This is a genomic window from Marinobacter lutaoensis (genome assembly GCF_001981305.1).
In the GTDB taxonomy this organism is placed as follows: Bacteria; Pseudomonadota; Gammaproteobacteria; order Pseudomonadales; family Oleiphilaceae; genus Marinobacter; species Marinobacter lutaoensis.
The window spans coordinates 161,111-182,272 of the sequence record NZ_MSCW01000008.1; the positions used below are offsets into that span (position 1 = coordinate 161,111).

The 21,162-nt window shown below is 65.4% G+C and carries 22 protein-coding genes and 1 tRNA gene; 13 read left to right on the forward strand and 10 right to left on the reverse strand.

Annotated features, from left to right (window positions below):
• The first annotated feature begins 8 nt into the window (after positions 1–8).
• Entirely contained in the window at positions 9–1,013 is a 1,005-nt protein-coding gene (locus BTO32_RS13860) for a GNAT family N-acetyltransferase (protein ID WP_076725233.1), read from the forward strand.
• A gap of 19 nt (positions 1,014–1,032) precedes the next feature.
• Positions 1,033–1,812 carry a siderophore-iron reductase FhuF gene (gene fhuF / locus BTO32_RS13865; RefSeq protein ID WP_245820343.1) on the forward strand — a complete coding sequence of 260 codons (780 nt, stop codon included), beginning with the start codon at positions 1,033–1,035 and terminating at the stop codon, positions 1,810–1,812.
• On the opposite strand, the gene BTO32_RS13870 is transcribed toward fhuF, so the two are convergent.
• From BTO32_RS13870 to BTO32_RS13910, 9 genes are all read right to left on the reverse strand, one after another.
• Positions 1,809–2,546 (reverse strand): 4'-phosphopantetheinyl transferase family protein, encoded by a 738-nt coding sequence (locus BTO32_RS13870; protein ID WP_076725234.1) that lies wholly within the window; start codon positions 2,544–2,546, stop codon positions 1,809–1,811. The genes fhuF and BTO32_RS13870 overlap by 4 nt on opposite strands.
• 9 nt (positions 2,547–2,555) lie before the next feature.
• Positions 2,556–3,647 (reverse strand): redox-regulated ATPase YchF, encoded by a 1,092-nt coding sequence (gene ychF, locus BTO32_RS13875; protein ID WP_076725235.1) that lies wholly within the window; start codon positions 3,645–3,647, stop codon positions 2,556–2,558.
• Between the two features lie 80 nt (positions 3,648–3,727).
• On the reverse strand, positions 3,728–4,318 hold the full coding sequence (pth, locus tag BTO32_RS13880; RefSeq protein ID WP_076725236.1) for an aminoacyl-tRNA hydrolase: 591 nt from the start codon (positions 4,316–4,318) through the stop codon (positions 3,728–3,730).
• 21 nt (positions 4,319–4,339) lie between these two features.
• On the reverse strand, positions 4,340–4,975 hold the full coding sequence (locus BTO32_RS13885; RefSeq protein WP_076725237.1) for a 50S ribosomal protein L25/general stress protein Ctc: 636 nt from the start codon (positions 4,973–4,975) through the stop codon (positions 4,340–4,342).
• A gap of 165 nt (positions 4,976–5,140) precedes the next feature.
• Positions 5,141–6,091 carry a ribose-phosphate diphosphokinase gene (locus BTO32_RS13890; protein WP_076725238.1) on the reverse strand — a complete coding sequence of 317 codons (951 nt, stop codon included), beginning with the start codon at positions 6,089–6,091 and terminating at the stop codon, positions 5,141–5,143.
• A gap of 52 nt (positions 6,092–6,143) precedes the next feature.
• Positions 6,144–6,218: transfer RNA gene (locus BTO32_RS13895), tRNA-Gln, on the reverse strand.
• 19 nt (positions 6,219–6,237) lie between these two features.
• Positions 6,238–7,095 (reverse strand): 4-(cytidine 5'-diphospho)-2-C-methyl-D-erythritol kinase, encoded by an 858-nt coding sequence (gene ispE / locus BTO32_RS13900; protein WP_076725239.1) that lies wholly within the window; start codon positions 7,093–7,095, stop codon positions 6,238–6,240.
• Positions 7,092–7,733 (reverse strand): lipoprotein insertase outer membrane protein LolB, encoded by a 642-nt coding sequence (lolB, locus tag BTO32_RS13905; protein ID WP_076725240.1) that lies wholly within the window; start codon positions 7,731–7,733, stop codon positions 7,092–7,094. The genes ispE and lolB overlap by 4 nt, the downstream gene beginning before the upstream one ends.
• Complete coding sequence (locus tag BTO32_RS13910; RefSeq protein ID WP_076725241.1) at positions 7,730–9,484, reverse strand: tetratricopeptide repeat protein; 1,755 nt, start codon at positions 9,482–9,484, stop codon at positions 7,730–7,732. The genes lolB and BTO32_RS13910 overlap by 4 nt, the downstream gene beginning before the upstream one ends.
• Before the next feature lie 231 nt (positions 9,485–9,715).
• On the opposite strand from BTO32_RS13910, the gene hemA reads away from it, so the two are divergent.
• From hemA to BTO32_RS13930, 4 genes are read left to right on the forward strand one after another with little or no spacing between them, the layout of a single operon-like run.
• On the forward strand, positions 9,716–11,005 hold the full coding sequence (hemA, locus tag BTO32_RS13915; protein ID WP_076725242.1) for a glutamyl-tRNA reductase: 1,290 nt from the start codon (positions 9,716–9,718) through the stop codon (positions 11,003–11,005).
• Positions 11,002–12,090, forward strand: a complete 1,089-nt coding sequence (gene prfA / locus BTO32_RS13920) for a peptide chain release factor 1 (RefSeq protein ID WP_076725243.1) — start codon at positions 11,002–11,004, stop codon at positions 12,088–12,090. Before hemA ends, prfA begins: the two co-directional genes overlap by 4 nt.
• Positions 12,080–12,937: a peptide chain release factor N(5)-glutamine methyltransferase gene (prmC, locus tag BTO32_RS13925; protein WP_076725244.1), complete on the forward strand. Its 858-nt coding sequence runs from the start codon at positions 12,080–12,082 to the stop codon at positions 12,935–12,937. Before prfA ends, prmC begins: the two co-directional genes overlap by 11 nt.
• Positions 12,938–12,947: 10 nt before the next feature.
• Complete coding sequence (locus BTO32_RS13930) at positions 12,948–13,697, forward strand: HesA/MoeB/ThiF family protein (protein ID WP_076725245.1); 750 nt, start codon at positions 12,948–12,950, stop codon at positions 13,695–13,697.
• On the opposite strand, the gene phrB is transcribed toward BTO32_RS13930, so the two are convergent.
• Entirely contained in the window at positions 13,694–15,106 is a 1,413-nt protein-coding gene (gene phrB, locus BTO32_RS13935; RefSeq protein WP_076725246.1) for a deoxyribodipyrimidine photo-lyase, read from the reverse strand. The genes BTO32_RS13930 and phrB overlap by 4 nt on opposite strands.
• Positions 15,107–15,253: 147 nt before the next feature.
• Here phrB and BTO32_RS13940 point away from each other — a divergent pair, with 147 nt between their 5' ends.
• From BTO32_RS13940 to BTO32_RS13970, 7 genes are all read left to right on the forward strand, one after another.
• Positions 15,254–16,066 (forward strand): hypothetical protein, encoded by an 813-nt coding sequence (locus BTO32_RS13940; RefSeq protein ID WP_076725247.1) that lies wholly within the window; start codon positions 15,254–15,256, stop codon positions 16,064–16,066.
• Positions 16,067–16,086: 20 nt separating this feature from the next.
• A complete protein-coding gene (locus tag BTO32_RS13945) occupies positions 16,087–16,971 on the forward strand; it encodes a mechanosensitive ion channel family protein (RefSeq protein WP_076725248.1) in 885 nt (294 codons plus the stop codon).
• On the forward strand, positions 16,952–17,449 hold the full coding sequence (locus BTO32_RS13950; protein ID WP_076725249.1) for an ATP-dependent zinc protease family protein: 498 nt from the start codon (positions 16,952–16,954) through the stop codon (positions 17,447–17,449). The genes BTO32_RS13945 and BTO32_RS13950 overlap by 20 nt, the downstream gene beginning before the upstream one ends.
• Positions 17,446–18,351, forward strand: a complete 906-nt coding sequence (rimK, locus tag BTO32_RS13955) for a 30S ribosomal protein S6--L-glutamate ligase (RefSeq protein WP_076725250.1) — start codon at positions 17,446–17,448, stop codon at positions 18,349–18,351. The genes BTO32_RS13950 and rimK overlap by 4 nt, the downstream gene beginning before the upstream one ends.
• A 3-nt stretch (positions 18,352–18,354) precedes the next feature.
• On the forward strand, positions 18,355–19,419 hold the full coding sequence (locus BTO32_RS13960) for a succinylglutamate desuccinylase/aspartoacylase family protein (protein WP_076725251.1): 1,065 nt from the start codon (positions 18,355–18,357) through the stop codon (positions 19,417–19,419).
• A 22-nt stretch (positions 19,420–19,441) separates the two neighbouring features.
• On the forward strand, positions 19,442–19,867 hold the full coding sequence (locus BTO32_RS13965; RefSeq protein ID WP_076725252.1) for a secondary thiamine-phosphate synthase enzyme YjbQ: 426 nt from the start codon (positions 19,442–19,444) through the stop codon (positions 19,865–19,867).
• A gap of 256 nt (positions 19,868–20,123) precedes the next feature.
• Positions 20,124–21,104: a TAXI family TRAP transporter solute-binding subunit gene (locus tag BTO32_RS13970; protein ID WP_076725253.1), complete on the forward strand. Its 981-nt coding sequence runs from the start codon at positions 20,124–20,126 to the stop codon at positions 21,102–21,104.
• Positions 21,105–21,162: the final 58 nt, after the last annotated feature.

The following is a 21,162-nucleotide window of genomic DNA, read 5'->3' on the forward strand; positions in this document are numbered from 1 at the left end:
GAGGGCTCATGTCTGACACCCTGAACGTTGATTGCCTGCCCCTGCCCGATGGCGGGGTGTTGCGGGTCAGCCGCGCCGGCGAGCGCCTGACACTGGCGCTGGACGGGCAGCCCCGGATGCAGCTGAGGCTGTCTCCGGCGCAGCCGGGGCTGGCGGTTTCGGTGCTGGAATACGACGACATCGACGAGGCGCTCTGGGCGGCTGGCTACTGGCTGTTCGCCCGCCACCCGGAGTGTCAGCGTCTGCTCTGGTCCGGTCTGGAAGCCGCGCCGGAGTCGCGGGCGACGGGGCTGGTGGTGCCGTCATCCGAGGGGCTGGAGAGCTGGCGCAGCCAGTTCTGGCAACAGCCCCGGCCCTGGCTTCGGGGCCAGACCAGTGCCGGTTACCCGCAGCGCCCGGTGATGGCCAATGGCGTGCGTTTCCCGCAACGGCCACCGAAACCGGAGGGGGAGGTCTACCGTCGCTACGATGTCCGCTTGGGGGGCTGGATTTCCCTGCGAACCCTGGACATCGAACAGGATCTTGAGCGCTACCACCGCTGGCAGAACAGTCCCCGGGTCGCTGCCTTCTGGGAAGAGGAGGGCAGCCTTGAGCAGCATCGTGAGCACTTGCAGGCCCTGGCCGGTGATCCCCATTGCCTGCAGCTGATTGGCTGCTTCGACGACGACCCGTTTGGCTTCTTCGACGTGTACTGGGCCCGGGAAGACCGGATCGGCCCCTACTACGATGCCGGTCCTTACGATCGGGGAATCCACATGCTGGTGGGCGAGGAACGCTACCGTGGGCCGCACCGGGTGGCGAGCTGGCTGCCGGCGCTGGTGCACTACCTGTTCCTGGACGATCCCCGGACCCAGACCCTGGTGTCTGAACCGCGCTGGGACAACGAGCGCATGATCTCGCACCTGCAGCGGGTCGGCTTTCATCGGCAGAAGGATTTCGACTTTCCCCACAAGCGGGCGTCGCTGATGGCCCTGACCCGAGAGTGCTTTTTCGACCGGTGTCCCTTGTGCTGATTCCGGCGGGAGGTGAAGCATGGCGGATGCCTCGGCTCTGATTCCGGAGTTGGCGGCCCTGTTCACGGGGGATTTCGCTCATTATCGGGAGGTGCTGGTTGCCGCCACGGATCCGCGTCCGGCGTTCCCGGCCCGTGAACTGGTCCACCCCGAGGGGCTGACGTGGCTGCTGCGACGGTACGCCCCGGATCGGCCCGATGCCGACCTGCGGGCCCTGGTGTCGCAGTGGTCCCGCAGCTATTTCCTGCGCCTGACGGTGCCCACGCTGACCGCCAATCTGCTGCTGGACCGGGAGCTGCCGGTGGCCCTGGACACCCTGGAGATCGTGCTGGACCCGGAGGGACTGCCGGCGGCGTTCAAGATTCCTGACGCCGGTGTGCGCTGGCGGACACCGCCCGATGGCCCGTTTCAGCGTTTCCGGGTGCTGCTGGACGATAACTTCGCCCCGTTTATCGAGGCCATGAACCGTCAGGTGAAGGTGTCCCGCACGGTGTTGTGGAGCAACGCGGCCAATTACATCGAGTGGCTGGTTTCGGCCATGGCGGGGCGGTCGGTCCCGGAACGGAGACTGGCGGATGGCCGCGCCCTGATCGCCGCCGAGCAGCGGCCGGATGGCCGTCGTAACCCATTGCATGAGCCGGTGCGGTACGTGGCCCGGGAGGGCATGCCGTCACCGTTCCGGCAGCGTCGCCAGTGCTGCATCCGCTACCTGTTGCCCGGGTTGGGGCTGTGCGAGAACTGTCCGCACATTGATGACCCTCCCAGGGGCGTGACCAGGGCGCTCGCCGAGAACGCCTAGACGTGCACCGACGCGGATTGGACCGGGACCGCCACCAGGGTGAGCAGCCGGTCCTGCTCGGGCGCCACCCACGCCTCCAGCTCCCGGCCGTACCTCCAGTCCTCGGACAGGTCGGTGAGCAGACGGAGCCGGGCACCGCCGTCCGGCTGCCACTCCAAGACCTCGGCGTGCTCGAAGTAGAAGCGGGTGAGGGTCAGTGGATAGAGGGCCTTGAACAGGCTTTCCTTGAGGGAGAATACCCGGGTCAGGGTCGGGCCCGGATGGGCGTCCAGGTCCCGGGCGAAACGGCGCTGTTCGCCATCGGTCAAGATCTGGGGCACCAGTGTCCGGGCCCGAGGCGCCGGAATCACCGGCTCCAGGTCCAGGCCCACGCCGGCATAGTCCGAACGCCGGCCCACCACCGCCGCCGCGCGCCCCTCGCCGTGGCTGATGGAGCCCACGCAGCCGTCAGGCCAGCAGGGTGCCCGGTCCTCGCCACAGCCCGGTACTCGAGCCTGCCCGGTGACCCGTTGCAGCGCCGTCCGGGCGCACAGCCGGCCAGCCAGGTACTCGCTCTGCCGCTTGGCCACCGCCCGTCGCACCGAGGGCGGCGGCTCGATGCCGCAGTCCCGAAACTGGGCCTCGGTCACCACCACCGGTGTGAAGTTCAGGGCGACGAAGGTCAGACCCGGCAGTCGCCGGGCCCAGGGCCAGTATTCCTCCGGTGCGCCGCAGCAGACGGGCAGGGACGACATGCCAGGGGCTCAGACGTTGAAGCGGAAGTGGATGACGTCACCGTCCTGGACGATGTAGTCCTTGCCTTCCAGGCGCCACTTGCCGGCATCCTTGGCACCCTGCTCGCCATTGTACTGGACGAAATCGTCGTAACTGATCACCTCGGCACGGATGAAGCCGCGCTCGAAGTCGGTATGAATGACCCCCGCCGCCTGGGGCGCGGTGGCACCGATCTTGACGGTCCAGGCCCGCACTTCCTTGACGCCGGCGGTGAAGTAGGTCTGCAGGCCCAGCAGCGTGTAACCGGCGCGGATTACCCGGTCCAGGCCGGGCTCTTCCATGCCCATCTCCTCCAGGAACATGGTTTTTTCGTCGTCGTCCAGCTCCGAGATTTCGGCCTCGAGCTTGTTGCAGATGGGGACCACCACGGCATTTTCGGCGGCGGCGATTTCCCGGACCTTGTCCAGGTGCGGGTTGTTCTCAAAGCCGTCCTCGTTGACGTTGGCGATGTACATGGTGGGCTTGACCGTCAGCAGGCACAGCTCCCGGATCAGTGCCATCTGGTCCTTGTCCAGATTCATGCTGCGCACCGGCCGGCCCTCGTTCAACACCGGCAGCAGCTGTTCGAACATAGCCAGCTGGGCTTTGGCTTCCTTGTCGCCGCTCTTGGCGACCCGCTGTACCCGCTTGATCGCCTTCTCGACGGTTTCCAGGTCAGCCAGGGCCAGCTCGGTGTTGATCACCTCGATATCGGCCGCCGGGTCTACCTTGTTGGCGACGTGGATGACGTTGCCGTCTTCGAAGCAGCGCACCACGTGGGCAATGGCGTCGGTCTGGCGGATGTTGGCCAGGAACTGGTTGCCCAGGCCTTCACCCTTGGAAGCACCGGCCACCAGCCCGGCAATGTCCACGAATTCCATGGTGGTGGGGACCACGCGCTCGGGTTTGACGATATTGGCCAGGGTGTTCAGGCGGGGGTCCGGCATGGGCACCACGCCCGCGTTCGGTTCGATGGTGCAGAAAGGGAAGTTTTCCGCGCCGATACCGGCTTTGGTCAGTGCATTGAACAGGGTGGATTTGCCGACGTTGGGAAGGCCGACAATGCCGCAGTTGAATCCCATGGAGTGCCTCTGCTGGTGCTGAAAAAGTTGGCCGGATTATACCGGGGTACGGGTATGGGTGCGAGTGGGGCGCCTGGGACTCAGGCCGTTGCCCGGAAGCTGTGCAGCCGGTTCATGGCCGCGCCCAGCTTGCCGGTGGCCGCCTCCGGCAGAACCCGCATGACCTCGCCGAACACGGCGTCGAGCTGTTCGCTTTCCTGCTTGCCGAGCCGGCCCAGGACATAGCCGGTCACTTTGCGGCTGTCGCCGGGATGGCCGATGCCCAGGCGCAGGCGCTGGAAGTCGTTGCTGCCGAGATGAGCGATGGTGTCGCGCAGGCCGTTGTGGCCGCCGTGGCCGCCGCCTTTCTTGAATTTGGCGGTGCCGGCTGGCAGGTCCAGTTCGTCGTGGGCGACCAGGATCTGCTGTGGGGGAATCCGGAAAAAGTCCGCCAGGGCCTTGATCGCCAGCCCGCTGCGGTTCATGAAGGTGGTGGGATTCAGAAGGTGCAGGTCCAGGCCCTGCCAGTGGATGCGGGCATAGAGCCCATGGTACTTGCGTTCGGGGCGGAGCGTCTGGCCCGCGTCGCGGGCCAGCGCTTCGACGAACAGGGCGCCGGCGTTGTGGCGGGTATGTTCGTAGTCGGCGCCCGGGTTGCCCAGGCCGACCACCATAACAATATCCTGTGCCATCTGCCGTCGCCCCCGGCGGGATTACGCCTCGCCGCCTTCCTCGCCTTCGCCTTCAGCTTCGTCAGCCTTGGCACCCTTCGGCTTGTGAATGGCGAGTACCGGCAGGTCGTGTTCCGGACCCTGCTGCAGGGCCGCGATGCGAACGCCCTTGGGCAGTTTCAGGTCGCTCAGGTGAACCACCTGGTCCATGGCCACGTCGGTCAGATCAACCTCGATGTACTCGGGCAGATCCTGCGGCAGACAGATGATCTCGACTTCGGTCATCTGGTGGGAAACCACGCCACCTTGAAGCTTGACAGCCGGCGCGCTTTCCTCGTTCAGGAAGTGCAGCGGCACGTTGACGTGGATCTCGTGGTCCTTGTCGACACGCTGGAAGTCGGCGTGGGTCAGGATCGGCTTGTACGGGTGACGCTGCAGATCCTTCAGGATCACGCTTTCCTTCTTGCCTTCCAGATCGATGGTCAGGATGTGGGAGAAGAAGGCTTCGTTTTCCAGAGCCTTTTTCAGCTCGTTGTGCCAGATGGCAACCGGAGTCGCGTCCTGACCGCCACCGTAAATGATGGCCGGGATTTTCCGCTCCTCGCGACGCAGGCGGCGGCTCGCACCTTTCCCCTTGTCGTCACGAGGAAATGCTTGGATCACAAATTCCTGAGACATGCTCTTTACCTCATATGTCATCCGAACGGCCCGCGACCAGGCTTGGCCCGGATGAAGTTCCAGAAAAGCCGGAGTTGGCCTCCGGCTGACGAAAAGGGTCGGGAGCCCAAAGGCTCCCGACCCGAAAACTGCCGTATCTCGTGAAAGGTCCGAGGCGCGCGGCGCTCAGACGTTCTCGAACATGGCGCTGATGGATTCTTCGTTGCTCACCCGGCGGATGGACTCCGCGAGCAGGCCGGCCATGCTGAGGGGGCGGATTTTATCACAATTCTTCGCCTTGTCACCCAGCGGAATGGTGTCGCAGACCACCAGTTCATCCAGCTCGGAGGCGTTGATGTTCTCGATGGCCGGGCCCGACAACACGGGGTGGGTGATGTAGGCGACGACCCGGGAGGCGCCGTGTTCCTTCAAGGCATTGGCGGCCTTGCACAGGGTGCCGGCGGTGTCGACGATGTCGTCCACCAGGATGCAGGTTTTGTCCTTGACGTCACCGATGATGTGCATGACCTGAGAGACGTTGGCCTTGGGCCGCCGCTTGTCGATGATTGCCAGGTCGGCGTCGTCCAGCCGCTTCGCCACGGCCCGGGCACGCACCACGCCGCCCACGTCCGGGGAGACCACGATGAAGTTCTCGAAGCGCTGCTTCTCGATGTCTTCGAGCATGATCGGGGTGGCGTAAATATTGTCCACCGGAATGTCGAAGAAGCCCTGGATCTGGTCCGCGTGCAGGTCGACGGTCAGCACTCGGTCCACGCCGATGCTGGAGATCATGTCGGCGACGACCTTGGCGCTGATGGCGACCCGGGTGGAGCGCACACGACGGTCCTGACGGGCATAGCCGTAATAGGGGATAACGGCGGTGATGCGTGTGGCGGAAGCGCGGCGCAGGGCGTCGGCCATCACGATCAGTTCCATCAGGTTGTCGTTGGTGGGGTAGCAGGTGGGCTGGATGATGAAAACATCGTGGCCCCGCACATTTTCGTTGATCTCGACGGTGGTTTCGCCATCGCTGAACCGGCCGACGGTGGCCTGGCCCATGGGAATGTGGAGTTTCTTGGCGATGGCGTGTGCCAGCTCTGGGTGGGCATTGCCGGCGAAAATCATCAGTTTGGACACGACAGCATCCTTCTCAGTATCGGCGTTTGATTCAGACGAAGCGGGAGAAAGGTGGCTGGGGTGGTAGGATTCGAACCTACGCATGACGGGATCAAAACCCGTTGCCTTACCACTTGGCGACACCCCAGTATCGTGCTTTTTTGGCATCATTCCAGCTCTGTCAGCTTTTTGTGAAGAGGTGACAGGTTCACCCCTTTAGCTACGAACCCCGTGATGCCGGAGGGTTTGCTTTCCCAGATGATCCGGGCTGCGGATTCTGTCGGGAAACGTCCAAAAATGCAAGCCCCGGTTCCGGTTAATCTTGCAGGTCCGAATTGTGAAAGCCATTCCAGGCTTTGGTTAACCTCCGGATACAGTTTGCGAACTACATCCTCACAGTCGTTTCGGTACCTCGAGGCGTCTCCCTCAAAAGCGGGCGCTATTTTGATTTTTGGGGTGTCCCTTGTCAACCCCTCTTCGGAAAAAATCTTTCCGGTGTTGATGTGGCAGTCTGGCTTCAGCACCACGAACCAGTCTTCCGGCGGGTGGGCCGGGGTCAGCCGCTCGCCGACGCCCTCGCCGAAGGCGGCCTGACCGTGGACGAACACCGGCACGTCCGCGCCCAGGCCGAGGCCGATCCCGGCCAGGGTGTCGAGGTCCAGGCCCAGATGCCACAGGTGATTGAGTGCCAGTAGGGTGGTGGCGGCATCGGAGCTGCCGCCGCCAAGGCCGCCGCCCATGGGCAGGCGCTTGTCGATGGCGATGGTGACCCCCGGCAGACGGCGGCCGGCCCGGGTTTCGAGGGCCCGGGCGGCGCGCAGGATCAGGTTGTCGTCGTCCGGCACCCCGGGCATGGGTGTGGCCAGGCGTACGCCGGCATGTCCCGGCGTCAGGGTGAAGGTCAGCTCGTCGCCGTAGTCCAGGAACTGAAACAGGGTCTGCAGTTCATGGTAGCCGTCCGGGCGTCGACCGACGATGTGCAGAAACAGGTTCAGCTTGGCCGGGGCGGGCAGGGTGAGGGTCACGGGGTCGCCTCCAGGGCTTGCCAGTCAGCCACCACCAGGCGTACCCGTTTGTCCTCTTTCAGGGCGGTGATGCGGGCCGGCAGCGGCGGCAGTCCGGGGACGAACGCTTGCCAGCGGTCGTAGCGGATCTCCCAGCCCGACTGGCGCAGGAGGGTCAGCTGGCCGCGGTCATCGAACAGCAGCTGGAAGTCACCCTCCGGAGCTGGCAGGCCGCGAATCCACCAAGTCAGGCTGGTCAGCGGCAGCTGCCAGCCGGTGGCGGCCGCCACCAGGGCTTCCGGGTCGCCGGACTGGTAGCGGTCGCCGTTGGGCAGGGTCAGCTCGATGAAACCGGGGGTACCCTCAAGCGAGGTGCTGCCCACGCCCAGGAACGAGGACGACAACGCCAGACGGTAATGCTCGCCTTCCTGGCGCCACTGGTTGATCAGGGCGGTGCCACTGTCGCTGGGCTGGCGCACCGCCAGCTTGCCTGACAGCTGCCAGTGGTCGAACCCGCCCAGGGTCCGGGCCCGGCGTGACCAGTCCGCCGGGGGCTGGTCGGTCATGCCCTCGGGCAGCGGCGCCAGGGCGATGGATGTACAGGCCTGCAGCAGGGTCGCCAGCAGGGGGAGCAGCAACCAGCGGAACCACCGGGTCATGGCGTGCGTCCGCTCCCAGTCAGGCGCTGGATGGTTTGCCGCAGAATTTCATGGTCCGGGTCCTGCTCCAGGCCCTGCTGCCAGATGATCTGGGCCTGCTCTTCCTCGCCGGCCATCCACAGGGCTTCACCGTAGTGGGCGGCCACCTCCGGATCAGGGAAGGCCTCCCAGGCCTGCTTCAAGTAGCGGAGGGCGGGCATGAGCTGGCCTTCCCGGAACAGGACCCAGCCCATGCTGTCGAGGATCGCCGGGTTGTCCGGGTCCAGCTGCAGGGCCCGTTCGATGTAGTCGCGGGCTTCGTTCAGACGGTCGGTGCGGGTGGTGAGAATGTAGCCCAGGGCGTTCAGGGCCACCGCGTTGTTCGGTTCGGCCTGGACAATCCGGGTCAGGTCCTGCTCGGCTTCCGCCGGCTGGCCGAGGGCGTCCTGCAGCATGGCCCGGGCGTAACGGATCTGGGTGTTGTCCGGGTACTGTTCCAGGGCTTGATTGGCGGATGCCAGCGCCTGCTGCCGCTGGCCTTCGTCCAGCAACAGGTTGACCTCCAGCAGCCAGTAAGTCTCGGCCTGGGCCGGGTGGCTGTCCCTCAGTGACTGGATGCGGGCAAGCGCGTCCTGGAGCTGGCCACGGGCGGCCATCAGCGCGCTGGCCCGGGACAGTGCCGGGAAGTAATAGCTGCCCTGTTCCACCGCCTGGTAATGGTCGATTGCCGTGTCGACATCACCGGCCTCGTCGGCGATGCGGCCGAGGTAGTATTGCGCCTCGTTGGCATGCTGGCCCTGCTCCACCAGTTGCGACAGTTCTTCCCGTGCCAGTTCCTCTTGGTCATTTTCCATGGCGACCAGGGCATGGGAGAGGCGCAGTCCGGGCACGTCCGGGAACTGTTGCACCAAGCGGGCGAACTCGTCCTGGGCGGCCTGCAGCTCACCCTCGCTGATCAGCATGCGGCCATAGAGGGTGCCCATCTGCCGGCTGTCCGGAAACCGCCGGGTATTGCTCATCATGTAGTCGAGGGCCTCATGCTTGCGGCCGGTCTCGTACAGCAGGTCCCCCTTGAGGACAATGGCGGGCTGAAAGTTGTCATGGGCGTCCAGCAGCGGTTCCAGTCGTGCCAGGGCCTGTTTCGGTTGGCCGGTGACCTTCAGCAGCAGGGCGATGCCATACTCCAGTTCCGGCGTGTCGGGGTGGCGTTCCGCCAGTTGCTTGTACAGCGTCAGCAGCTCTTGCTGCTGGGCCGGCGCCAGGCTGCCCGCCATCACCGCCAGGCTGTCGAAATCGGCGTCTTCGCCCAGATTCATGATGGCTTCCATGTGGGCCAGCGCCGTGGCCAGGTCGCCACGCTTCACCGCCTGGATGGCGGCGATCCGGTGTGCCGGAAGGCTGTCCGGCTGTTCCTCGAGCCAGAGTTCGGCCAGCCGGGTTTGGGCGTTGTCGCCGTGCAGCGACTGGGCGATCTGCATGGCCCGTTCGATGACGCCCAGGTCGCGGGATTGCTGCGCCGCCTTGAGGTAGTTCACCAGGGTGACGTCATAGCGTCCGCGCTGGGCGGCGATCTCGGCGCTCAGGAGCAGGTACAGGACATCCGGTTCGAAATCGGCGTAGGCCGGGGCCGGCGGAGCGGGCTCGGTCTGGGCGGTTTGGGCCGCGTCTGGCTGAGACTGTGACGTGGGTGAGGATACGCTGGCGCAACCGGCGGCGAGGGTGAAAACGGCGCCGGCCAGACAACGGGCCATGAGTGGAGCGGATATGTGCATGCAGCTTCCCGTGACGGTTCGAGACACTTCAGAAAGACCCGGATTGCCACGAAATTGAGGTAGGTCGGGTCCCTGTCCAGAGCGAACCACTATAATGGCACAAGCATCTGAGCTTGCCCAACCCGTCCGAGTTTGCCGAAGGACCGCTGTCCGCGGGTGGCGGGGCGGGCGGCGGGTCGTTAAAATGACGCCATCTTTTCCTTTTGAAGCACAGGGTTTTTCGGGCTCGACATGGCACTGGTAACGCTGGGAATCAATCACCGCACGGCCCCCGTGGAGCTTCGGGAGCGTATTGCGTTCACGCCGGAACGGATGCCGGAAGCCTTTGCCGAACTTCGGGTGGCCTCCGGTGCCAGCGAGGCCGCGATCCTGTCCACCTGCAACCGCACCGAGTTGTACCTGGCCGGCGACGATGATTGCGCGCCGGCGGTGCTGCGCTGGCTGGCCGGGTTTCACAACCTGGACGTCGCCGATCTGGAAGCCGCGGTGTACGTACACCGGGACGCCGACGCGGTGCGTCACGTCATGCGGGTGGCGGCGGGCCTGGACTCCATGGTGCTCGGCGAGCCTCAGATCTTTGGCCAGCTGAAGGATGCCTACGCGCTGGCGCGCCAGCACAACGCCTGCGGCTCCTTCCTCTCCCGCATGTTCGAGCACTCCTTCTCGGTGGCCAAGCGGGTGCGTACCCAGACCGCCATTGGCGAGAACCCGGTGTCGGTGGCTTACGCCGCGGTGAGCATGGCACACCACATCTTTGCCGACATGTCCCGCAACCGGGCACTGTTGATCGGTGCCGGCAAGACCATCGAGCTGGTGGCTCAGCATCTGTCGGAGGCGGGGGTCCGGGATTTCGTCGTTGCCAACCGGACCCTGGAGCGGGCCCAGATCCTGGCGGAGTCCCACGGAGGCCGGGGCATCGTGCTGTCGGAGATCCCCGATCACCTGGCCGACGTGGACATCATCATTTCCTCCACCGCCAGTCCCCTGCCGATTCTGGGCAAGGGCGCGGTGGAGCGGGCCCTGAAGCGGCGCAAGCACCGTCCGTATTTCATGGTGGACATCGCCGTGCCCCGGGACATCGAGCCGGAGGTGGCGTCGCTGGATGACGTCTACCTCTACACCGTGGATGACCTGCGCCAGGTGATCGAAGAGAACATCCGTTCCCGCGAAGGGGCCGCCCGGGAGGCGGAAAACCTGATCGCCGACGGGGTCCAGGAGTTTCTCAACCAGTTGCGGGCGCTCGACGCCGTCTCCACCCTCAAGCAGTTTCGCCGCCGGGCGGAGATGATGCGGGACGCGGAGACGGAAAAGGCCCTGCGGGCCCTGCGCAACGGCGCGGACCCGGAGACCGTGGTGCGCAGCCTGGCCCGGGGGCTCACCAACAAACTGCTGCATGAACCGTCCGTCCAGGTCCGCAAGGCCACTACGGAAGGCCGCACCGAAGTCACCGAGTGGCTACGTGAGCTGCATCAGCTCGACGCCCTGGAGCCGGACGCGGCCACCACACCGGAAAAACTATGAAACCATCCATTCAGTCCCGCCTCGAGCAGTTGGCCGACCGTTTCGAGGAGGTCAGCGCGTTGTTGAGCGACGCGTCGGTCATCGCCGACCAGACCAAGTTTCGCGAGTTGTCCCAGGAATTTGCCGAGATCGAGCCGGTGGTGAAGTGCTTCCGGGCCTGGCGGGCATCGCTGGACGATATGGCCACCGCCCGGGAACTGGCCAGCGACGGCGACGCTGAGATGCGGGCCATGGCCGAGGAGGAGCTGAAGGCCGCCCGCGAGCGAAACGAGGCGCTGGAGGAGGAACTGCAGCGGCTGATGCTGCCGCGGGATCCGGATGACGGCAAGAACGTGTTCCTGGAAATCCGTGCCGGCACCGGTGGCGATGAAGCCGCGCTGTTCGCCGGAGACCTGTTCCGCATGTACTCCCGCTACGCAGAACGCCGCCGCTGGCAGGTGGAGGTGCTGAGCGAAAGCGAAGGGGAACACGGCGGTTACAAGGAAGTGATTGCCCGGGTGTCCGGAGACGGCGTGTACGGTGCCCTCAAGTTCGAATCCGGTGCACATCGGGTGCAGCGGGTTCCGGAAACCGAGTCCCAGGGGCGTATTCACACCTCCGCCTGTACCGTTGCCGTCATTCCGGAGGCGGACGAGGCCGAGGCGGTGGAAATCAACAAGGCCGACCTGCGCATCGACACCTTCCGGGCCTCCGGTGCCGGTGGCCAGCACGTCAACAAGACCGACTCCGCCATTCGCATCACCCACCTGCCCACCGGACTGGTGGTGGAATGCCAGGAGGAGCGCTCGCAGCACAAGAACCGGGCCAAGGCCATGAGTCTGCTGGCATCCCGGCTGCGCAACGCCGAACAGGAGCGGCAGCAGAAGGCGATGGCGGAAACCCGCAAGAGTCTGGTGGGCAGCGGTGACCGCTCCGAGCGCATTCGTACTTACAACTTCCCCCAGGGCCGGGTTACCGATCACCGCATCAACCTGACGCTGTACAAGCTGGACGAGGTTCTGGCCGGCGACCTGGACGCCGTCATCCTGCCGTTGCAGCAGGAACACCAGGCCGAACTGCTGGCCTCCATGGCCGATGACCAGTAAGCCCTCCCGGACCTGTGAGCAGCTGATTCGCGATGCCGTGGCCCGCATTGGCGGAGCGTCCCCGCGCCTGGATGCGGAGCTGCTGCTCAGTCACGTCACCGGTCTGAGCCGGACCCGGTTCCGGGCCTGGCCGGAACAGCCGGTGCCGGCGGACCAGGTCGAGGCGTTCGAGCGGCTGGTGGCCGGGCGAGTGGCGGGCCAGCCGGTCGCCTACCTGCTCGGGCATCAGGAATTCTGGTCGCTGCCGCTGAAGGTCAGCCCGGCCACGCTGATTCCCCGCCCGGACACCGAATGTCTGGTGGAGGTGGCACTGACCCTGCCGCTGGCCGAGCAGGCCCGGGTGCTGGACCTGGGAACTGGCACCGGCGCCATAGCCCTGGCGCTGGCCTCGGAACGGCCGGGCTGGCGGGTGGGCGCCTGCGACCGGATCGCCGAGGCGGTTGCGCTGGCGCGGTGCAATGCCGAGGCGTTGGGGCTGCCACTGCAGGTGTGGCAAAGCCGCTGGTTCGACGGCTTGCCTCCGGCCCGGTTTGACCTGATCGTTTCCAATCCTCCCTATATAAAGGAAGGCGACCGTCATCTGGGTGAGGGCGACGTGCGTTTCGAGCCGCCATCGGCGCTGGTGTCCGGGCCGGATGGCCTGAATGACCTGCGCGAGATCGTGCAGCGGGCGCCGGACTGGCTGGTACCGGGGGGCTGGCTGCTGGTCGAGCATGGCTACGACCAGGGCGCGCCGGTGCGGGCATTGTTTCAGGCCCGCGGCTTTGCCCGGGTGGAGAGCCGGCAGGACTATGGGGCGCGGGAGCGCCTGACCCTCGGTTGCTGGCCGGGGGCGGAGAAGGACTGAGGAGGCGGACATGCTCAGCGACGAGGAATTGCTGCGCTACAGTCGGCAGATCCTGATGCCGGCGTTCGATGTCGCCGGCCAGCGGCGCCTGAAGGCCGCGCATGTGTTGGTGGTGGGGGCCGGCGGCCTGGGCTGCCCGGTGGCCCTGTATCTGGGCGCAGCCGGTATCGGTCGGCTCACTCTGGTGGATGATGACGTGGTGGAGCTGGCCAACCTGCAACGCCAGGTCGCCTTCATCCAGGACGACCTGGGGCAGTCCAAAGCCGAGGTGCTGGCGGCGCGGGTGCGACGCATCAATCCGGGCATCGAGGTCCGGGCTCACCCGGTCCGACTGGATGGCCCGGCCCTGACCGAGGCGGTGGCGGCGGCGGATCTGGTGGTGGACTGTTCCGACAATTTCGCCACCCGTTTTGCTCTGAACCGGGCCTGTGTCGGCGCTCGGGTGCCGCTGGTGTCCGGCGCCGCGATACGGGGTGAGGGGCAGCTGTCGGTGTTCGATGTCCGCCTTGCCCACAGCCCCTGTTACCACTGCCTGTATCCCGAGCAGGGCAACGAGGACCTGACCTGTTCCGAAGCCGGTGTCATCGCCCCGGTGGTGGGCCTGGTCGGTTCCGCCCAGGCGATGGAGGCGATCAAGGTGATCAGCGGTGTCGGTGAGCCGCTGGTGGGGCGTCTGCTGCTGCTCGATGCCTGGCGGATGCAGTGGCGGGAAATGGCCCTGACGCCCGATCCGGGCTGTCCGGTCTGCGCCAGACGCTAGCCGCCCTCGGCTCCGTCCTTCAGGGCCCGGAACCTCGCAATCGCCGCCTGCCGGCTTGCCTTCAGATCCACGATCGGTCCGGGGTAGCCCTTCACCGTCGGGCCGTCCTGCCACGGCTGGTGAATGCGCTTGCTGTCCAGCGCCGCCAGTTCCGGCACCCAGCGGCGGATGAATTCACCGTCCGGATCGAAACGCGCACTCTGGCTGACCGGGTTGAAGATCCGGAAGTAGGGGGCAGCGTCGGTACCGGTGGAGGCGCTCCATTGCCAGCCGCCGTTGTTCGAGGCCAGGAACCCGTCCACCAGCCGTGACATGAACCAGGCCTCGCCGAGACGCCAGTCGATGAACAGGTTCTTGCTCAGGAACATCGCCGTGATCATCCGCAGCCGGTTATGCATCCAGCCGGTGGCGGCGAGCTGGCGCATCGCCGCGTCGACGATGGGGACGCCGGTCTGCCCGGCTTTCCAGGCCTCGAATGCCGGCCCGGTACCGTTCCAGTCCAGGGCTTCCGTTTCCGGCTTGAACGCCCGGTGCATGCTGACCTGGGGGTAGTGGTAGAGAATGTGGATGTAGAAGTCGCGCCAGGCGATTTCGTTGATCCAGCTGTCCACGCCTTCCCGGTTGCCGGCTGTGCGCGCCGCCTGGGCCGCCACCAGGCACTGGCGGCCAGAGAGCACGCCGCTGGCCAGGTAGGGGGACAGCCCGCTGGTGCCGTCGAGGGCCGGGACGTCCCGCCGCGTCTTGTAGTGCCCGGCCGCAGCGTCGAGGAACCGGGCCAGCCGGGCGTGGGCGGCGGCTTCGCCGGTGGCCACCAGGGCCGGGGGCGCCGGGTCGAAACCGTCCGGCACGGCAGCGATGGGCTTCGGTTCCAGTGCCTCGGCCCGGGGCCGCGGTGTCGGCAGGACCTGCGGAGGCTGGTGGTCGAGCCATTGCCGCCAGCGTCGCGAGAAGGGCGTGAACACCGTGTAAGGGGTGCCCTGGGCGGTGAGGATCTTGCCCACCGGGGCAACGCTCTGGTCCCGGTACTTGTTTACCGCCACGCCGTCGCGCTCCGCCCGCTGTTTCAGCGCCTTGTCGCGGCGTCGTTCATTGATACCGTACTCCTCGTTGAAATGAATCCGACGAACCCGGTGCTGCCGGGCGTGCTCGATCAGCCGGTCCAGGGCATCGTCAAACCGGTCCGCCCACAGGAAATGCATCGGGATGCCGAGGCGGGCCAGTTGTCGGGCCAGATCGTTGGCATGATCCACCACGAAGCGCACCCGAGCCGGTGACCAGTCATGGGCCTGCCACTGGCCCGGGGTCAGGATGAAGCAGGCACGTACCGGTGCGTTGCCGGCACAGGCGGCGGTGAGGGCGGGGTTGTCCGCCAAGCGGAGGTCGTTGCGAAACCAGACCAGTTCTGTCATGGGCGTATCCGTGTTCGGGGTTGGGGAATACGGGTAATTACCGTGGCTGCACCAATAAAATCACTAACTTGGATATTCGCTGGCGCCGCGCCTTTGGATTATAGTTAACCGATATTTGCCTTCCACGCAGCAGAGGATCGGTACCGAATGGAGCAGGAGTCCGAAGGCCGGCGCAACGGTGTCTGGGCGCAGCCCTACACGCTGGCTTCCGGTGAAACCCAGTATCACGAATTGGGCCATGTCCAGCTCTGGGTGACGTTGCTGGACCTGGAATGGCAGATCCGGGTCCGGTCGATCCAGGCGGAAGGTGATCCCTTCGACTGGACCGAACGGGTCGGCCATGTGCTGCCGGCGCAGGATGTACCGTTGCAACGCTTCATCCGGTCGGACCGTGGTACCGGCACGGTAACCTTCGTGCCGGCTCTGGCGGATCGGCCGACGGTGATCCGGCCGTTTCAGCCGCTGACCATTCCGGCCGGCCACCGGTGCGTGATCTACGTGGGTACCATGGTCTGGATGAAGGTCTGCGCCGGTCCGGCCCGGACGGTGTTGACGGAGATCCCGCTGTCCACGCCGCTGATGACCTGGGTGGGTCGCAACACCATGGAGGGGGAACTGTGCTACACCTCCTCCAGCTTTGCCCGGCTGGTTCTGGAGGCGGTGCCCAAGCGCCCCTGGCGGGCACTGACCCCGGTCACCATCGTCAACCGCCGGACCGAGCCGTTGCTGTTGGAACGGTTCAGCCTGCCGACGCCGTTGCTGCCGCTGTACCTGAATGACAAGGGGCAGCTGTGGACGCCGGGGGTGACGGTGGAGTGCGAGACTGACATGAACTCGGCGAGCCTGCGGGTGGAGCGGGGCCTGCACCAGGCCGCCGGCGCCTGTGTCGCCGTTGGCGAGGCGCGAGAAAAGATTTCCCGGGGCCGGCTGGTGCGGGCGTTCGACCGGATGTTTGGCTGATGACCCGCGGAGCATGAGGCATGATTGAGGATATCCAGGCTGGCCTGTCCCAGGCACTGACCGACATTCCCTGGGGCCAGTGGCTCAGTTCCCTGTTCCTGCTGCTGCTGGGACTGCTGCTGGCGTCCCTGGCGGGACGCAGCGCCGGCTCGCTGCTGGCCGACCGGGCCTCCCGTCATCAGTCTGCGATGATCCGCCGGCTGGTGTTCTACCTGGTGTTCCTGCTGTTCGCGATGGCCGCGCTGCGGGAAGCGGGGTTCTCCCTGGACGTGGTGCTGGGCGCCGCCGGGATCCTGACGGTGGCGGTGGGGTTTGCGTCCCAGACCTCGGCGTCGAACATGATCAGCGGGTTGTTCCTGCTGATGGAAAAGCCGTTCCAGATTGGGGACTTCATCGAGGTGGACGCCACCATCGGCGAGGTGGTGGGGATCGACCTGCTGAGCGTCAAACTGCGCACGCCGGACAACCTGTATGTGCGGATCCCCAACGAAACCCTGATCAAAACCCAGGTGGTGAACCGCTCCCGGTTCCCGATCCGTCGGCTCGACCTGACGGTGGGCATTGCCTACGCTGAGGATGTGGAGCGGGTCGAGGCCCTGCTGCTGCAGCTGGCCGAGCGGGACGCCATATGCCTGGAAGAACCCCGTCCGTTTGTCCTGGTCACCGACTTTGGGCCTTCGTCCGTGGATCTGCAGTTTTCCTACTGGGTTCCCAAGGACAAGGTGCTGGAAGGGCGCAGCGCCATGATGGTGGCGATAAAGAAAGCGCTGGACCAAGAGGGCATTGAGATTCCATTTCCCCATACCAGTGTGTATGCCGGCACGCACTCGGCGCCGTTCCGGGTCGAACTGCTGTCGCCGATGCACAGAGAAAAGGATGTACCGGATGCAGAAAAACACCAATGACACCAGCAAAACGACCCCGCCGACGCCGGCTGACCGCAAGGTCGCCCTGGGCTGGCGGGAGTGGGTGGCGCTGCCGGATCTCGGCATCCCCAGAATCAAGGCCAAGGTGGACACCGGCGCCCGCACCTCGTGCCTGCACGCGTTCCGGACCGAACCCTACACCCGGGACGGGGAGCGGCGGGTCCGGTTCTGGGTGCATCCGGTCCAGAACAACTTGCATGAGGTGGCCGAGTGCGATGCCCGGGTGCTGGACGAGCGCACCGTCTCGGACTCCGGTGGCCACCGGGAGTTGCGCCTGGTGATCGAAACCACGGTGGTGGTGGGCGACCAGGCTTGGCCCATCGAAATGACGCTGACCAACCGGGACTCCATGCGGTTCCGGATGCTGCTCGGGCGCACGGCCATGGCCGGACGCTCGGTGATCTACCCTGAAGCTTCCTATCTTGCCGGCCAGCCGGTGCTAAGGACTGAATCATGAAAATTGCTGTACTGTCGCGGAACAAGAACCTGTACTCCACCCGTCGCCTGGTGGAAGAGGGGATCAACCGCGGCCACGAGGTGCGGGTGATCGACTGCCTGCACTGTTCCATGAACATTACCTCCGCCAAACCCCAGATCCACTACCACGAGGAAGTGCTGGAGGACTTCGACGTGGTGATTCCCCGGATCGGGGCCTCGGTGACCTTCTACGGCACCGCCGTGCTGCGCCAGTTCGAGATGATGGGGGTGTTCCCGGTGAACGAGTCGGTGGCCATCACCCGGGCCCGGGACAAGCTGCGCTCGCTGCAGCTGCTGGCCCGCAAAGGGTTGGGGATGCCGGTGACCGGCTTCGCCAACAAGCCGGACAACGTGCCGGAACTGCTGCGCATGGTCGGCGGCGCGCCGGTGGTGATCAAACTGCTGCAGGGCACCCAGGGCATCGGTGTGGTGCTGGCGGAAACCCGTAAAGCGGCGGAGAGTGTGATCGAGGCCTTCATGGGACTGAAGGCGGATATCCTGGTGCAGGAGTTCATCAAGGAGGCCGGCGGTTCCGACATTCGCTGCTTCGTGATCGGCGACAAGGTCATTGCCGCCATGAAGAGGCAGGCCCCGGAAGGGGAGTTCCGCTCCAACTTGCACCGGGGCGGTTCGGCCTCGCTGGTTCGGATCACGCCGGAGGAGCGGCGTACCGCCATCGCCGCCGCCAAGGCTATGGGCCTGAACGTGGCCGGGGTGGATCTGCTGCGCTCCAGCCGGGGGCCGCTGGTGATGGAGGTGAATTCTTCGCCGGGCCTCGAAGGCATCGAGAATGCCACCGGCAAGAACGTGGCTGGCATGATCATCAACTGGACCGAAAAAAACCACAAGCCCTGGAAAACCAGAACCAAGGGCAAGGGGTAACGCATGGCCCGCGCGCCGTTTGAAATTGCCGGGGTGCAGGTGCCCCCCGGTACCCGCCGACTGGTGGAGGTGCCGGTGGCCCGGCTCTACACCCACACGCCTCTGCACATCCCGGTGGAGGTGGTGCACGGGCGCCGGGATGGCCCGGTGCTGATGGTGTGCGGCGCCATCCACGGCGACGAGATCAACGGTGTCGAGATCGTGCGCCGGGTACTGACCAACTCGGCCCTGCGCTACCTGCGCGGTACCCTGCTGGCGGTGCCCATCGTCAATGTTTTCGGTTTCGTTCAGCGGACCCGCTACTTGCCGGACCGGCGGGACCTGAACCGCTGTTTCCCCGGCAGTGAATCCGGTTCCCTCGGGGGCCGGATCGCCTACCTGCTGCGCACCCAGATCATGGAAAAGGTGACACACCTGATCGACCTGCACACCGGGGCCATTCACCGCTTCAATCTGCCCCAGATCCGTGCTGAGCTGACCAACCCGGAGACCATCCGCATGGCCGAGGCCTTCGGTGCCCCGATCATCCTCAACGCCAGCCTCCGCGAGGGTAGCCTGCGGGCCTACGCCGACTCCCAGGACATTCCGGTCATCACCTTCGAGGGCGGCGAGGCGTTGCGCTTTGACGAGGTGGTGATCGCCAGCGGGACCAAGGGCGTGATCCGGGTGATGCGGGCGCTGGATATGATCCCGGCCAAGAAAGGCCCGCGGGCCCCCAAGAAGCGTTCCGAAACCGCCGCCAATTCCCAGTGGGTGCGGGCGGACATGGACGGCATCATGCGCCCGGTGGCTAAGCTGGGACACAAGGTCCGTAAGGGCCAGAAGCTGGCGATGATCGCCGACCCCTTCGGCGAGACCGAGGTGGCGGTGATCGCACCCTGTTCCGGGATTGTCATCTGCGTCAACAACCTGCCGCTGGTGAATGAGGGCGAAGCCATCTACCACATTGCCCGGTTCGATGAGCTGAGCGAGGCGGAAAAGGTGATGGACTACTTCCTCAGCGAAGTGGAAACGGAAGTCAGCGAGGCGGTGGTGCCGGTCCATCCCTGGGACGAACTGCAAAAATGACGGAACACCGATAGGAGATGCCATGATCTGGGATCAGACGCTGATCGAACTGCCGCCCCTGCCCCGGGGCTTCCACCTGGTGACCAACGAGGTGCTGGCCCAGGCGCCCAGCCTGGCCAACTGCGAAGTGGGGCTGCTGCACCTGTTCATCCAGCATACCTCGGCGTCGCTGGCGGTGAACGAGAACGCCGATCCGGATGTCCGGGGCGACCTCGAGCGCCACTTCAACGTGCTGGTCCCGGAGCAGGCGCCCCACTACGCGCACGTGATGGAAGGGCCGGACGACATGCCGGCGCACATCAAGAGCGTGCTGATCGGCCCCTTCCTGACCTTGCCCGTCAGTCATGGCCATCTGGCCCTGGGGACCTGGCAGGGCATCTATCTGTGTGAGCACCGGGACCGGGCGGATGGCCGCAAGATTGTGGCGACGCTGCAGGGGCGCTGGTAGCACGCGTGCTTCCTTGACGTAAACGTCAGAGGTGGGCGCCTGCGGTGCCCGTGTGTGGAACTCCACCCATTTGCTGGGCCGGCGTGTGTGAATCCCCACCCATTTGCCCATCGGGCAGCGCCGGAATTTTCATCTAACTCGCTGGATTGTAAGTAATTTCCGAAACTGGTCCGCTCCTTGCTCCCTCTCAGGGCCACCGTGACCCTGACGGTCACGTCAAGCACCCGACAACCAGAATGACAAGGGAGCCTTTCCTATGAAAACCCAAGCTGTGATGGCGGCGGCCATTGCCTCCACGCTCGTAATGTCGACCGCAACCCAGGCCCAGGACCGTTCCGGCTGGCCCGAGAGCTTCACCGTAGGCACCGCCAGCCAGGGCGGAACCTACTTCGCGTACGGCTCCGGCTGGGCCAACTTCGTGGCGGAGAATCTGGGCGTGTCCGGCGGCGCCGAGATCACCGGCGGGCCGATGCAGAACATGGCGCTGGTGCACACCGGGGATCTGATGTTCGGCCTGACGACCCTGGGCCCGGCACGGGAATCCCTGGAAGGCAACAGCCCGCTGGCTCCGGGCATGAAAATGGACAACGTCTGCGCCATGTTCCCGATGTATGAGACGCCGTTCTCCATCACCGCCCTGGCCAGCTCCGGTATTACTTCCATCAGCGACATTCCCGACGGCGCCACCATCGGTTTCGGCCCGGCCGGCTCCACGTCCGACACCTACTTCCCGCGCATGATGGAAACCCTGGGCGTGAAATTCGAGCGCCGCAACGGCAGCTGGTCGGATCTGGGCGGACAGCTGCAGGATGGCCTGATCGACGTGGTGGCCTTTGCCGCCGGCATCCCCATCCCGGCGGTCAGCCAGCTGGAGGTGCAGACCAAGGTCAACATCATCGGCATGACCGACGAGGAAGTGAAGAAGATCACCGAGGCCTTCCCGGTCTCTGAGTTCACCATTCCGGCATCGACCTATCAGTCTCTGGACGCGCCGTCCCGGGTGGTGTCCATGTGGAACTTCGCCATGGTCAACTGTGACGTTCCCGAGAGCTTCGTGTACGAAGTGACCAAGCTGACCATGGAGAACAACGACAAAATGGTCTCCATCCACAAGGCTGCTCGTAACTCGGTGCCCGAGAACTACAGCAAGAACAACGTCCTGCCTTGGCATCCGGGCGCTGCGCGCTGGTTCAACGAACACGGTTACACCATCGACGCGAGCATGATCAAGCAGTAACCGACCCGAGCCGGAGGGCCGCCGAGGGCGGCCCTCCGCCGTGCCGTCGGCCAGGGGC

Bases quoted from the DNA above. Each gene is read 5' to 3' on its own strand.
- BTO32_RS13860 (WP_076725233.1), top strand. From the start codon at position 9: ATGTCTGACACCCTGAACGTTGATTGCCTGCCCCTGCCCGATGGCGGG.
- fhuF (WP_245820343.1), top strand. From the start codon at position 1,033: ATGGCGGATGCCTCGGCTCTGATTCCGGAGTTGGCGGCCCTGTTCACG.
- BTO32_RS13870 (WP_076725234.1), bottom strand. From the start codon at position 2,546: ATGTCGTCCCTGCCCGTCTGCTGCGGCGCACCGGAGGAATACTGGCCC.
- ychF (WP_076725235.1), bottom strand. From the start codon at position 3,647: ATGGGATTCAACTGCGGCATTGTCGGCCTTCCCAACGTCGGCAAATCC.
- pth (WP_076725236.1), bottom strand. From the start codon at position 4,318: ATGGCACAGGATATTGTTATGGTGGTCGGCCTGGGCAACCCGGGCGCC.
- BTO32_RS13885 (WP_076725237.1), bottom strand. From the start codon at position 4,975: ATGTCTCAGGAATTTGTGATCCAAGCATTTCCTCGTGACGACAAGGGG.
- lolB (WP_076725240.1), bottom strand. From the start codon at position 7,733: ATGACCCGGTGGTTCCGCTGGTTGCTGCTCCCCCTGCTGGCGACCCTG.
- BTO32_RS13910 (WP_076725241.1), bottom strand. From the start codon at position 9,484: ATGCACATATCCGCTCCACTCATGGCCCGTTGTCTGGCCGGCGCCGTT.
- hemA (WP_076725242.1), top strand. From the start codon at position 9,716: ATGGCACTGGTAACGCTGGGAATCAATCACCGCACGGCCCCCGTGGAG.
- prfA (WP_076725243.1), top strand. From the start codon at position 11,002: ATGAAACCATCCATTCAGTCCCGCCTCGAGCAGTTGGCCGACCGTTTC.
- prmC (WP_076725244.1), top strand. From the start codon at position 12,080: ATGACCAGTAAGCCCTCCCGGACCTGTGAGCAGCTGATTCGCGATGCC.
- BTO32_RS13930 (WP_076725245.1), top strand. From the start codon at position 12,948: ATGCTCAGCGACGAGGAATTGCTGCGCTACAGTCGGCAGATCCTGATG.
- phrB (WP_076725246.1), bottom strand. From the start codon at position 15,106: ATGACAGAACTGGTCTGGTTTCGCAACGACCTCCGCTTGGCGGACAAC.
- BTO32_RS13940 (WP_076725247.1), top strand. From the start codon at position 15,254: ATGGAGCAGGAGTCCGAAGGCCGGCGCAACGGTGTCTGGGCGCAGCCC.
- BTO32_RS13945 (WP_076725248.1), top strand. From the start codon at position 16,087: ATGATTGAGGATATCCAGGCTGGCCTGTCCCAGGCACTGACCGACATT.
- BTO32_RS13950 (WP_076725249.1), top strand. From the start codon at position 16,952: ATGCAGAAAAACACCAATGACACCAGCAAAACGACCCCGCCGACGCCG.
- rimK (WP_076725250.1), top strand. From the start codon at position 17,446: ATGAAAATTGCTGTACTGTCGCGGAACAAGAACCTGTACTCCACCCGT.
- BTO32_RS13960 (WP_076725251.1), top strand. From the start codon at position 18,355: ATGGCCCGCGCGCCGTTTGAAATTGCCGGGGTGCAGGTGCCCCCCGGT.
- BTO32_RS13965 (WP_076725252.1), top strand. From the start codon at position 19,442: ATGATCTGGGATCAGACGCTGATCGAACTGCCGCCCCTGCCCCGGGGC.
- BTO32_RS13970 (WP_076725253.1), top strand. From the start codon at position 20,124: ATGAAAACCCAAGCTGTGATGGCGGCGGCCATTGCCTCCACGCTCGTA.